At 57.4% G+C, this 12,639-nt stretch carries 8 protein-coding genes; 6 read left to right on the forward strand and 2 right to left on the reverse strand.

The genetic code is table 11. The features are described from left to right. Nucleotides 1-6: 6 nt before the first annotated feature. Both EV681_RS04155 and EV681_RS04160 read right to left on the reverse strand, forming a co-directional pair. Complete coding sequence (locus tag EV681_RS04155) at nucleotides 7-1,089, reverse strand: FHA domain-containing protein (protein ID WP_130303361.1); 1,083 nt, start codon at nucleotides 1,087-1,089, stop codon at nucleotides 7-9. A 58-nt stretch (nucleotides 1,090-1,147) separates the two neighbouring features. Continuing rightward, a complete protein-coding gene (locus tag EV681_RS04160; protein WP_128396060.1) occupies nucleotides 1,148-1,615 on the reverse strand; it encodes a TssQ family T6SS-associated lipoprotein in 468 nt (155 codons plus the stop codon). Between the two features lie 523 nt (nucleotides 1,616-2,138). Here EV681_RS04160 and tssJ point away from each other — a divergent pair. From tssJ to EV681_RS04190, 6 genes are read left to right on the forward strand one after another with little or no spacing between them, the layout of a single operon-like run. Then, entirely contained in the window at nucleotides 2,139-2,666 is a 528-nt protein-coding gene (gene tssJ, locus EV681_RS04165; RefSeq protein WP_128396061.1) for a type VI secretion system lipoprotein TssJ, read from the forward strand. A 20-nt stretch (nucleotides 2,667-2,686) separates the two neighbouring features. Next, nucleotides 2,687-4,030 (forward strand): type VI secretion system baseplate subunit TssK, encoded by a 1,344-nt coding sequence (tssK, locus tag EV681_RS04170; RefSeq protein WP_128396062.1) that lies wholly within the window; start codon nucleotides 2,687-2,689, stop codon nucleotides 4,028-4,030. Between the two features lie 2 nt (nucleotides 4,031-4,032). After that, nucleotides 4,033-5,346, forward strand: a complete 1,314-nt coding sequence (locus EV681_RS04175) for a DotU family type VI secretion system protein (protein WP_128396063.1) — start codon at nucleotides 4,033-4,035, stop codon at nucleotides 5,344-5,346. Next, nucleotides 5,343-8,954, forward strand: a complete 3,612-nt coding sequence (gene tssM, locus EV681_RS04180) for a type VI secretion system membrane subunit TssM (RefSeq protein WP_130303362.1) — start codon at nucleotides 5,343-5,345, stop codon at nucleotides 8,952-8,954. The genes EV681_RS04175 and tssM overlap by 4 nt, the downstream gene beginning before the upstream one ends. Nucleotides 8,955-8,956: 2 nt before the next feature. Further along, nucleotides 8,957-9,700, forward strand: coding sequence for a type VI secretion system-associated protein TagF (gene tagF / locus EV681_RS04185; protein ID WP_128396065.1), 744 nt, complete (start codon nucleotides 8,957-8,959; stop codon nucleotides 9,698-9,700). A 49-nt stretch (nucleotides 9,701-9,749) separates the two neighbouring features. Continuing rightward, on the forward strand, nucleotides 9,750-12,617 hold the full coding sequence (locus tag EV681_RS04190) for a hypothetical protein (protein ID WP_130303363.1): 2,868 nt from the start codon (nucleotides 9,750-9,752) through the stop codon (nucleotides 12,615-12,617). Nucleotides 12,618-12,639 lie beyond the last annotated feature (22 nt).

Below are 12,639 nucleotides of genomic sequence, written 5' to 3' on the forward strand. Positions count from 1 at the left end.
TGCGCTTTATTTTTTGTCCGGGTCTTTGTCTTTGTATCCGGAATGCGCGGCGCGCTGTAGCGTGTCCAGAATATTGTCCTGCTTGTGGCTGTCCAGGGCGGTATCTTTGTTCAGGGTAGTCGGGCTGTCGTCGCTGAAGATGGTGTAGCGATCCTTATCCGCACCGTCGCTAGGCAATGCATCCAGTGGGTCGCCATCGATAGATGGATGATGCATGCCTTCCGGCCTGAGCAGTTCGACAGGATTATGGTGATTACGATTGGTGGCCGATTCCATGTCAAATGGATGTCGTTCATCAGTCGCAGTGCCGCCAACGGGCAGCACGCCGGGACCGCTGAGCAGGTCCTTGAAAATATCGTCGGGGTTTTCTTCGGGCACCGGCGCGGCAGCAGGAGTGTTGCCTGTATCGGCAGGCTCTACCACTTGTGCATTTTCCGGCGACGCGCGCGATAGTGTGGTGTGGTCCCCTAGCGGCGCGACCGTGGTGGTGGGTACGGCAGCGGGCGGAGGCATCCTGTTGATTGGTGTGCCAAGGGGATGTTCTTCTGGATAGGGGTCCTGCTGCGCTGTGTCAGCGGCGTGTTCGGCAGGAGCCTGATAGGCTGGATGCCAGGTGGGCAGGTGCTCGTTATTGTTGGCTGTTGCCGTCGTTTGGTCCTGGAAGGCGCGCGCTGTTGTCGTCGCGCCCGCTGCCGCGGCCGTGCCGACAAACGCTGCAGTATCGTACGGGGTCGCGCTCAGGACGGCGTCGTCAATGGCAGCCGGTCTGGATGTTGCTGGTACTGGTCCGTCCACAACAATCAGATAATCACCTACGGTAATTCGGTCGCCGTTGTTTACGCTGGCTTCTTGGGACAGTCCGAGTGGTGTGTCGTTGACAGCGACGCGGCTCATGCTGCTCATATTGAGTACAGTGCCTGTGGCGCCGCCTTCCTGCATGCGGACAATCGCCTGCAGGGTGCTTAGCTCGCCCGACGGATCGGGCAGGTTCAGATCATTCTGTTCGCCCCGGCCAATCGTGCCGCCGGGCGGCTGCAACTGACAGGTGAACGTAGTGGCGTTGTGCAGATGTTGTACGGTCAGTTTCATGATGGGTTCTGCTCCTTGACCGGAGACGGTTGTGGCGTCTCCGTCGTGCCGCGCCGACCTACTGTGTCAGAGGACGGATGGGCGTAATGCTGCCGCCGGCCGGTGTGCCCGGGCCTGTTGTTTTGCCGGGCTGATGCTCTGCCTGTACTCGCTCAAAAACCGGGCCCCATGAGGGATGCGATTTCTCGGCGGGAAGCAATGTGAAATTGGGATTCAGTGTCAGAATTTGTTCAAAAGTGCTGGTACAACTGCGCTTGGCTTCGGTCAGGCACTCGCTGAATGCCTTGTACTTGAGTGCACTCGTGTGCAGCGCAACCGAGCCGGTGTTCAGTGTTGGCGTATTCGTCACTTGTGTAATGACCGCGTCGTATTGTCCTGCCATAAAACTTTCACGTATCGGCCGAATTTGTACTTCTTCGGACGAGGACAGCGCAGTTGAATCGGAACTACTCCACAGGGAGCAGGCCGACATGAGGACACCAGCAGCAAGTACACCGGGCAGCAGAAATACACGTGAAGCGTTCATTTTTTTGAATTGAGACATGTTTGTGTAATAGAAATATTTAATAATGCTGTTTGACATAGCCTGTTAATGCAAATGAAATATACCGATTTATGACGGCGCAAGACAAATGCACGATCAGTCACTGTGCTGCCATTTCTGCGAAGGAAGTGTCCTTCATTGGAGTGTTTAGGGCAACAGGACTGCGTACTAAATATATTAATACCTGTAGATGACAATAACATGTTAATTCGGCAGCGTCGTGCTTAAGAAACGTAAATTATGTAACACATAGGTAACTTTGGAAAAATACTGTTTAATTTAACTACATGTTAGTTAATTTCAGTAAGAGTATAGGTTTTTGTGCTTGATGTTTTGGTCTGTCACAAACACAATTGAAATAGACGAATTTGCCGGGTGTGCAGGCGTTGGCAAACAGGACCAGGCGGAGACAATGCCCTTGCAGATGCGTCTTAACGGCGGCCATTATGGCGGTCATGCAGTTATGGTCAGGCACTTGCACACTATTTGAATGAGGACATGGCAAATGGCATTTATTTATAACAAGATCATGAAGCTGGGGACGGTTGGCCTGATTGCCGCCGGTGTGCTGGCCGGATGCGCATCTACTGAATCCAAAATGGCTGTCCCTTATATCGTAGAGTTAAATGCTGATAGTCAGGTAAACCCTAATGCCTCGGGCAAACCTTCGCCGGTTAAGGTTACGGTCTATGAACTGAAGTCCACCAATGCTTTTGATACGGCAGACTATTTTGCCCTTATGAAGGACCCGCGCGCAGTACTTGGCGATCAGATGCTTGAAGTCAATTCCCGTATCATCAAGCCGGGCAGTACTGAAGAAATCAAGGCATCGGGAAGCACCCAGGCCAAGGCGCTGGGCATTGTTGCCTCGTACCGCGATCTGAACAACAGTCAGTGGCGCCTGGTAGTAGATCTGCCCGAAGCCGAGACGACCAATTTCTACAAATTCTGGCAGTTCTCTCCGGACGAAAAGCGTATTCGCATCGATGTGCAGAGAGCCGCTGTCAACGTCAACAAAACAGAACCAAAATAAATTAAATTGCAGATTGTTTTATGAGCATAAAAGATAAAGTAGTCTGGTCGGAGGGGATGTTTCTTCGCCCTCATCATTTTCAGCAGTTCGAACGATTTCTGGAACACAACCTGCGGGTACGCATTGAAAGTATCACAAGTGTGTTTTGGGGATTTCAGGACCTGGATATAGACATTGATGCTCTGGCGCTGGGCAAGGTTGCGCTGAAAAAGGCCACCGGCATGTTTCCCGATGGCACGCCATTTAGCTTTGATGCCGAGTCGGCGCCATTTGCCCTTGAGGTGCCAGCCGGCACGCTGGACAAACGGGTATACCTGGCGATACCGCGAGTACGCGAAGGCGCTGAGGACGTTGTATTCGAAGAGACGACCGACTCTCTGGCGCGCTATAGCGTTATTGAAGACGAAGTTGTCGATACCTGTGAGGTTTCCCTTGGAACGGCGGTGGTGCAGGTCGGACGGTTGCGTTTCCGACTGATGCTGGAATCGGATTTTGGCGACGAGTGGATCGGCATGCCGCTGGCCTGGATTACCGAACGCAGCGCAGACAACAAGGTGATTCTTGACTTCACCTATATCGCACCGGTTCTGTCGAGCAGTGTGAGTTTTGCCCTGACCAGCTTTATCCGCGAACTCTTCGGGCTGCTCAATGCCCGTAGCGAACTGCTGGCGGCGCGCCTGAATCAACCGGGGCGCGGCGGCGTTGCTGAAGTCTCGGAGTTCCTGATACTGGAAACCATCAATCGCTATCGTGGCGCCTTATGGCATATGATCACACTTGGCAACTTGCATCCGGAACGCATCTTTCACGACTTTCTGATGCTGGCCAGTGATCTGGCTACCTTTACCGGTACGGGAAAACGAATGGAAACGTTCCCCGCTTATGTGCATGACAATTTGCGACTGAGCTTTGAGCCGCTGATGCAAGTGCTGCGCCGGGCGCTGACGACCATTCTGGAAGAGCAAGCCATTCGCATACCGCTGCACGACAAAGGGCAGGGGCTACGGGTGGGGCAGATTACCGATCCGCACCTGTTGCAGTCTGCCGAATTTATTATTGCTGTTCATGCCGATATGCCGGCCGAGCTCACGCGAACCCGCTTTCCGGCACAGGTCAAATTGGGGCCGGTCGAACGTATCCGCGATCTGGTGCATCTGCAGTTGCCAGGTGTGTCACTCAAGCCCGTCACCAATGTACCGCGTCAGTTACCGTACAGTGCCGGGCATATTTATTTTTCTCTGGAAAAAACCGGCGATATGTGGACGCAACTGGAACGCACCGGCGCGCTGGCGCTGCATCTGGCCGGGGACTTTCCGGGACTGACACTTGAGTTCTGGGCGGTCAGAGAGGATCGGGATAGATAAACATGGCAGAAAATTTCGCGGGGACGCCGATTGGTCCCTGGGCAAACTCCACCGCAGTGCCCGATGCAGGCAAATTGCGGCCCGATGACTATGTCATTAGCGGTTCCAATACATTGGTTGCCGCGGCCAATCCGCTGCTGGTGCTGATTCCCCAAATTCGCAATACCCGATCGCATCCGTCGCCCGCCCAGTTGCGCGAACACTTGGTCGATGAAGTGCGCCAGTTTGAATTGCGCGCGCAGCATGCAGGCATACGCAACGAGACGATTCTTGGCGCGCGTTATTGCCTGTGCACGGCACTGGATGAAGCGGCGGCGCTCACGCCCTGGGGCGGTGGCGGGATGTGGTCGGCCAACAGCCTGCTGGTTACCTTCCATAACGAGACCTGGGGAGGCGAAAAGTTCTTCCAGTTGCTGGCCAAGCTGTCGCAGAACCCGGCGCAGCATATTGATTTGCTGGAACTGCTTTACTATTGCCTGGTGCTGGGCTTTGAAGGTCGCTATCGGGTGGTGGACAACGGTCGTTCGCAACTGGAAACCTTGCGCCAGCGCTTGTTGCTTATCTTGCGCAACGCGCGTGGCCAATATGCCGCCGCCTTGTCTCCGCACTGGCAGGATGCGCCGATCTTAAACAAGGTGCGGCGTCTGCCGATTCCCTTGTGGGTATTCGCTGTGCTGGCCGCCGCGCTGGGCTTTCTGTCGTTTCTTGGCTTGCAGTGGAGCCTGGGAGATCGTTCGGACAAACTGTTTGCGGACGTCATAAAAATTAAACCGCCTACTGTGCAGATCAGCACGCCGCAGGTCCAGCGCGAGCCGGTTAAAACCGACAGGATTGCGCCGTTTCTTGCACCTGAAATACGCGAGAATTTGCTGACCGTGCGTGACGAAGCCGATCGCAGCGTGATCGTGCTGCGCGGTGACGGTCTGTTTGAATCGGGCGCCGATGCCATCCGCTCGCAATATCTGCCGGTGCTCTCGCGCGTGGCCGATGCGCTCAATTCCGTTCAGGGCAATATTCTGGTCACCGGATACAGTGATAATGTGCCGATCAAAACCATTAAATACCCCTCCAACTGGGAACTGTCCCAGGCCCGCGCCGATGCCGTCAAAAAGCTGCTGGATGAACGCCTGACCAATAAACTCAGGGTGCGTGCGGAGGGTCGCGGAGAGGCCGATCCGGTGGCGCCGAACGATTCGCCGGATAACCGGGCGCGTAATCGACGCGTGGAGATCACCTTGCTTGTTTCGCCTGTTGCGCCGGGCTCGTCTGCCCCGGCTGATCCGTCTGCCATGCCCGAACGGGGAGCGAACCGATGATCAGTCGCTTCTTCAGTTTTCTGTTCAGCCGTGGCCTGTGGGTCTTTCTCGGACTGCTGGTCATATCGTTTCTGATCTGGACGGTGGGCCCGAGTCTGTCGGTCAATAACTGGTATTTGCTCGATTCCCAGAAGGTGCGTCTTTGGGTGATCGGCACCATTTGGGGCATCTGGCTGTTGCGCATTATCTGGCGCAAGTGGCGTGAAGGGCGGCTTAACGCGCAACTGCTGGGGCAATTGCGCAAGCCCAGGCCCGAAGCTGAACTCAAGGCGATGCCCGAAGCCGAGCGCGCCGAGATCAAGGTCCTGTCCGAGCGGTTCGACGAAGCCATTACGCTGCTGCGCAATTCGCGTTTTGAAGCCGGCGAGAATAAATCGCCGCTGGCGCGCTTTTCCAAGCAGTATCTGTATCAATTGCCCTGGTACGTATTTATTGGCGCACCGGGTTCGGGAAAAACCACTGCGCTGGTCAATTCGGGCCTGAATTTCCCCTTGGCGGACCGCTTCGGCAAAGTGGCGCTCAAAGGCATCGGCGGCACCCGCAATTGTGATTGGTGGTTTACCGACGAGGCCGTGTTGCTGGATACGGCAGGCCGCTATACCACACATGAAAGCGACCCCACGGGTGATGAGCAGGAGTGGAAGGGATTTCTGAACCTGCTGACCAAATATCGCGGACGCCAGCCGATCAATGGCGTGATGCTCACGGTGAGCGTGGCCGATCTGCTGAGTGCGACCGACACGGAACGGGTGGCGCACGCCGCCGTGCTGCGCCGTCGTCTGCAGGAATTGCGCGAAGAACTGGGCATTCAGTTTCCAGTATATGTGCTGGTAACCAAAACGGATTTGCTGTCCGGCTTCGAAGAATATTTTGCAACCTTCAGCCGACAGGAGCTGGATCAGATCTGGGGCTTTACGATTCCGTATGAGCAGGCGCAAAAGCCAGACTTCAAGCTGATGACTGCCTATGATGCCGAGTACGAATTGCTGCAGAAACGGCTTTACGAAGCGCTGCCCGATGTGCTGGCTGCGGAACCGGATGACACGCGACGCGCCCTGGCGTATCTACTGCCGCAACAGTTTGCCGGCTTGCGCCAGGTATTGGGGCATTTCCTGAGCGACGTGTTTTCCAGCTCCAAGTTTGAATCGGTGGTGATTCCGCGGGGTATTTATTTCACCAGTGGTACGCAGGGCGGCCAGACGTTCGATCGGGTCACGGGCCAGCTCAAGAAGTATCTGAAGATCGAGGGCATCCGGGACCAGGGCTCAGGCATTCCGCTGGAAACGGGAAAAAGCTACTTCCTGCATAATCTGCTCAAGGACGTGGTCTTTCCCGAGTCCATGCTGGCCGGCCTGAACCTGAAATGGGAACGCCGCTATCGCACGATCCAGTGGGGCGGTTATGTGCTGCTGACTGCCATTCTTGCCATTTGTCTGTTGGTGTGGCTCAACAGCTACCGGAATAATCGGAACTATCTGGAGCATGTCGGAGATAAACTGCCTGGCTATAATCAACTGAGCAGGGATATCAAGATTACCGAATCGGGCGATGTGCTGGGTCTGGTACCGTTTATGAACGCGACGACCGAGCTGCCCAATGGCAAAGACTTTCCGGTCGAGAGCCCGCCTGTCTGGAATACTTTCGGCCTGTATCAGGGCAGCAAGATCGCTGCGGCGGCCAACAGTATTTACGATGAGACAATCAAGCAAGTCCTGTTGCCGCAAGTGTCACGGCGGATTGAAAATGCGCTGGAAAACGCACCCCCCGACGATCTGGAGTACTCATACGAGGCCTTGCGAGCCTATCTGATGATGTACGATGCCGAGCATTATGATCCGTCGTTTTTGCAGTCGTGGGTACTGTCCGATATGCAGAAAATTCTGCCGGCCGGCTACACCACACAGGATTATGACCAACTCAAACTGCATATCAACAGACTGTTCAACAACGGCGTGATGTCCTCGCCGTTTCCCAAGAATGATGCGCTGATCGAGCGAGTGCGCGGCAATCTTGATCGTCACGCGCTGGCCGAACGGGTGTACAGCCGCATGCTGCGCCTGTTGTCCGGCCAGAGCCTGACACAAAGCACATTTATTACTTTGGGCGGCGCCGAAGCCTCTACGGTTTTTTTTCGCAAAAGCGGCAAGCCCCTCAATGAGGGGATCCCCGGGCTGTATACCTATAATGGCTACTGGAACGTCTTTAGCAAGAGTGTAGAGAATGTTGCCACGCAATTGCGCGAGGATGATACCTGGGTGCTGGAGGTCAAGGCAGGCAGCTTTGCCGATGGCAGCAATCGCAAGCTGTTCGAGGATGTAAAAAAAAGATACTTTGACGACTATGTGCAGTACTGGGACAACTATCTGGCCGATGTGTCGGTACGCAAGTCGCAGACGATGCTGCAGAGCATAGAAATCGCCCGCAGCCTGTCCTCGTCCAACTCACCACTGGTCAAGTTTGTCAAAGGGGTTGCCCTGGAGACCACACTGCTGCGCGAGGATGAAGAGAATCAGCGCTCGCTGCTGGATCGGGCCCGGGAACGGGTGACCGGCTCGACCCAGTCGCTCGAATCCATGTTCGGCTCGACCGGGATCGACAATCCGATACGCCGCGATGCGACCGAGGAGAAGCTGGAAAAAATTGTCGATAACCATTTTGTGCAGTATCGTGAACTGGCCCGCAGCGCGGGCCAGGGCGTACCTCCACCGATCGAGGGCACGACCGGGCTGCTCAATGAACTGTATACCTATCTGACCGCGGCCGATACAGCTTTGCGTAGCCAGAGTCCGCTGCCCCCGGCAGATGTCCTGACCAAGCTGCAGGCCGAGGCGGGACGGGTGCCCCCGGCGGTAGGTGGCGTGCTGACAGATTTGTCGGTCACCGCATCACGCCAGGTAGCCGGCGTGCGTCAGGAAAAGGTGGGCGAAGATGTGAATGCGGTGCTTGGCAATTTCTGTCGCCGTTCGATTGCCGGGCGGTATCCGTTTGGCAACTCTTCCAAGGACGTGGCGCCCAATGACTTTGCGCGCTTTTTTGGTCCCCAGCAGATGATGGACCAGTTTTTTCGCGAAAACCTGGCCAGTCTGGTCGATATGAGTGGCGGTAAATGGCGCTTCAAGCCGGGTATTGATGGCAACAAGGGGGGCGTCGCGGGCTTTTTGGATTCCTTTGAAAAAGCGGCGGTCATCCGTGATGTCTATTTTGCTGCCGGAAAACTGGAGCCGTCGTACAAGGTTGCGGTTCGTCCTATCGATATGGATCCGGAAATCACACAGATGGTGGTGGAAGTGGACGGGCAGACGTTGACATACGCCCATGGCCCGCAGGTTGGGACGACCATGGAGTGGCCTGGCAAACAGGGCAGTAACCAGGTCAGTATCAGCCTGCAACCGCAAATCGGCACTTCAGGCATATCCGCATCAGGTCCATGGGCGCTGAACCGCCTGCTGGATCGTGCCAGCCTGCGACAGGGGCGTTCGCCGGAAGTGACGGTCGCCACCTTCAATATCGGTGGTCGTCGGGTGACCCTGGAGTTCGCCGCCTATTCGGCCAAAAGCCCGTTTCGCCTGAGCGATATGCGCAGTTTCAGATGTCCAGGGAAGGGCTAGACATGGGCGAAATCAGTATTGACCAACTATCCGAATCGCTGGGCTGGTATGGCAAAATGCCCGCCAGTGGTGATTTTGTGCATCGTCGGCTCGACCAGGGCGTGATTGGCTGGTGGCACCGCTGGCTCAGTTCGGGTCTTGTGGCCATGAATGAGTCGGTGTTGCTGTCGGCAGAGCAGGAATACCTGAGCGCGCCCATCTGGAATTTCCTGATTCCCGCGTCACTGGGGTGCGATATGGTGCAGATGGGATGTCTGGCGCCAAGCCGCGACCGGGTGGGGCGTGCCTATCCATTGCTGGCCGTTCTGTATGTGCCGGCAGCGCAGTACGAAGCGCAGCAGGTGTCGGGTTCGGGGCGGTTTTACGAGCATCTGGGGCGCAGCCTGCTGGCTGCTGTAGGGCATGGTTGCTCGGCCACCCAGTTCGAGCAGAATATTCAGGGGGCTCGCGGCACGTTGACGCAAATGCTGACACGCGCTTCTACGCAAATGGTAGAAGACGATGGCAGCAGTGACATACTGGATATCCTGAACGGCGGCCATGAAACTGCGCCGATTGAAAAGCTGGACCAGAACGACTCGCGCTGGCCGGAGCTGGCGCTATGCTTTAACAGCGATGCACATAACAGTTACTGGTGGACCAACCAGGCCAATGGCGCGGCGCAAAAGTCCATGGTGCATGGCGGCGCGTTGAATATTACACTGTTCAACTCGCTGTTTATCACGCATACCAATTTCAGATTGTAGCTATTTACCGATTAATGCATTTGACAAGCCTGGCATAGGAAACAACATTATGGCGACCTCGTTACAGGACCTTATAAGCAACGTCGACCCCTCATGGCAGCCGCTGGACAAGACCGGATTGGGGACAGGATCTGCATCACAGGGGCAGCTGGAAGATCTGGTGCTGGATTTGCTGCCACAACTGAAGGCACTGCATGCACAGCAGCGTGCCTATGGCCTGTGGTCTATGCAAACCGTGTTTCTGGATCCGGTAGGTCGCGCCAAGCTGCTGCCGGGTGTCAGCCAGCCTTTTGTCAAACAAGGGAACCACGTTGTGCCGGGCACGGAGTCCTTTTCCGCCATCGAGTTGCAGACAGACGATGCGGCCTGGCGTATCGGCCCCTGGACTGATGTTTACGGCCTGGGTGCACTGCTGCGGGCCATGATTTGCGGCCAGACGCCGCAAAGCCCGGTGCGTCGTTTTGTTAAGGATACGCAAGAACCGTTGGCGGCAGCCGCGCCTGCGGGCTATTCGCGCCAGTTTCTGCGCACGGTGGATCTAAGCACAGTGCTGCAGTCTGCCTTGCGTTTGCAATCGATCGATGAACTATCGGCCATGATGGGATTGTCGGCTGCCAGCCCGGGTATGCCGGTGGCGCCTTCGGCACCGGGCGGCATAGCGGTGCCCGGCGCGGTCGCCGGTGGTCTGGCCGCTCAGGGAATCCTGAGCCCCGCAGCGGGCAGTGGCAGGGGCGAAGACGAGGGTGAGCCAGGCGGGCAACGATCAGTTGCCCAGCAGGAATCGACACACCAGGCAGAGCAGGCGCGACAGGCGCAAGCGGCCCAGGAGGAGGCGCAGCGTAAAGCCCGGGAGGCCGAAGCAGCAAAGGCTGAACAGGCGCGACAAGCGCAAGCCAGCGAGCAAGCGGCCAGACAGGAGCAGCTCCGCGCAGAACAAGTAAAAGCAGAACAGGCCAGGGCGGAACAAGCTAGAGCAGAACAGACTAGAGCAGAACAGGTCAGGGCAGAACAGGTCAGGGCAGAACAGGTCAGGGCAGAGCAAGCCAGGGCAGAACAAGCCAGGGCAAAGCAATCGCAAAGCCAGTCGCGTAGCGACGCTGCTGCGTCCGCGAGCGCGGGGGCACATGAAACGCAGTCTGACCACGATGAAAGTGAACGCGCCAGACTGGCTGCCATGGGGGCTGCCGGCGTAGCTGGTGCGGCGGGCGCGGCTCATTTGGCAAGTGCACAGGGTAGTGCCGATCATCAAGCGGCTGCAGCGGCCGGCAATGCGGCAGCCAAAAACGTGAGCACTAGCTCGGGCGCAGCAACGGATGCAGGCGCTGGCGAACAAAAAGCCACGGCTGGTCATCATGGTGCCCAGACAAATGGTACAGGCAGCAGCGGCGGATCCGGTTCGCCGCCGGATGCCGCCGATGGTGGCGGTTCTGCTAGCCCGCCACCACCGCGGAAGGAAAAAAAGAATGCGCCGGTGCTGCTGATTGCCGTTGTGCTGGCAGCCATCGCAGCAGGCGCCTATTTCGGCTTTGGCGGTCAGCAAGAGGCCGACACCCCTCCTGTGGCAACCTCCAATGAGCCAGTGACGCCGCAGGCGCCGGCTACAACCCCATCGGCGACTGCCGACCAGACCGGCAAACCTTCTTCAGGCACGTCGCCGTCGCCTTCCGAGGCTGCGCCAGCAACTGATGCGGCCACCACTGCAAATAATGCTGCGCCGACAGATGCCGGTAATACCGAGAGCACGGCTGCACCGGGTGCGACCGGACAGTCTCCGTCGGCATCCGAGCCAACGGGAGAAGCTGCGGGTCAGGACCAGGCCGTCAGCAATACCGCACCGGTAACCGATTCGGCGCAATCGGCGGCGAGCACATCGCCTGCCACTACTGAGCCGGCTTCCGGTTCAGGCACTGCGCAGTCGGCAGCAGCAGGCGGCGCTGCACCGTCGGCAACGGGCGCAAGCCCCATGCCCACCGAGCAAAGCAATGCGCTGAGTGCCACTGGTGAACCCGCTACGCAGACCCCAGACGCTGCCGGTAGCGCTGCTGCCAACGATCAGGCCGCTGCAGAGCAGGCACGTCGTGAACAGGAGGCTCGACGCATCGAAGAAGCAACCAAGGCGGAAGAAGCGCGTCTGGCTGCGGCAAGCCAACAACCGCCGTCCACGACGACGCCTGCAGCAGGTGCGGCCGCAGACACAGCTGCGAGCACACCAGCGGCGCCTGATACAGCCACATCCGCAGCGCCTGACGCAGCCACTGCGGCCACCTCGTCGGGGCGCACCAGTACGTTTGCCCAGGATGCCCCTTTAGCCACGGCTGGTAGCACCAGTTCTGCTGCCGGAGCAGAGACGCCGACAGAAAGCGGCACGCCAGCGACTACCGGATCTGACAACGCAGCCAATACCAATGCGACTACGGACAATCAGGCAACAGCCAGTGCTGCTGCCGGTGCTGCCGCCGGTGCAGCGGGTGCGGTTGCTGCGGACCAATCGTCCACAGCGCAAAACGTGGCGCCAACCTCCGGGGCAAACGAGTCCGTTGAAATGAAAGCGGCGGATGCTGCACGCGAAGAGGAGGCGAATCAGGCCAAAGAGCAGGCGGCGCTGGAGAAAGCCCGCCAGGAAGATGCGCGCCTGAAAAAAGAGCGCGAACGCCGGCGTGCCGCCGAGACACGTGCCGAGCGCAGCGCAGGCACTACACGCAGTACGTCAAAAGGGACGGTTTCCTTTGTGATACGGCCGTGGGGCAATGTGTTCATTAATGGACGCTCTCGCGGCGCCAGCCCGCCATTTCGCAGCTTGCGGCTGGATCCCGGCACTTATAATGTCATGATTACAAACGGGGACTTGCCGCGCTATGTCCGGGTGATTACCGTCAAGGCCGGTGAAAATATCACAGTTGTGCATCAATTCCAGTAACATGCGAGGTACGATCAATCAC

Source organism: Advenella incenata (assembly GCF_004217095.1).
Taxonomy (GTDB): Bacteria; Pseudomonadota; Gammaproteobacteria; order Burkholderiales; family Burkholderiaceae_B; genus Advenella; species Advenella incenata.

Excerpts from the sequence above, each read along its gene's own strand:
- tssM (WP_130303362.1), top strand. The coding sequence starts at position 5,343 with ATGATCAGTCGCTTCTTCAGTTTTCTGTTCAGCCGTGGCCTGTGGGTC.
- EV681_RS04155 (WP_130303361.1), bottom strand. The coding sequence starts at position 1,089 with ATGAAACTGACCGTACAACATCTGCACAACGCCACTACGTTCACCTGT.
- EV681_RS04190 (WP_130303363.1), top strand. The coding sequence starts at position 9,750 with ATGGCGACCTCGTTACAGGACCTTATAAGCAACGTCGACCCCTCATGG.
- EV681_RS04160 (WP_128396060.1), bottom strand. The coding sequence starts at position 1,615 with ATGAACGCTTCACGTGTATTTCTGCTGCCCGGTGTACTTGCTGCTGGT.
- tagF (WP_128396065.1), top strand. The coding sequence starts at position 8,957 with ATGGGCGAAATCAGTATTGACCAACTATCCGAATCGCTGGGCTGGTAT.
- tssK (WP_128396062.1), top strand. The coding sequence starts at position 2,687 with ATGAGCATAAAAGATAAAGTAGTCTGGTCGGAGGGGATGTTTCTTCGC.
- EV681_RS04175 (WP_128396063.1), top strand. The coding sequence starts at position 4,033 with ATGGCAGAAAATTTCGCGGGGACGCCGATTGGTCCCTGGGCAAACTCC.
- tssJ (WP_128396061.1), top strand. The coding sequence starts at position 2,139 with ATGGCATTTATTTATAACAAGATCATGAAGCTGGGGACGGTTGGCCTG.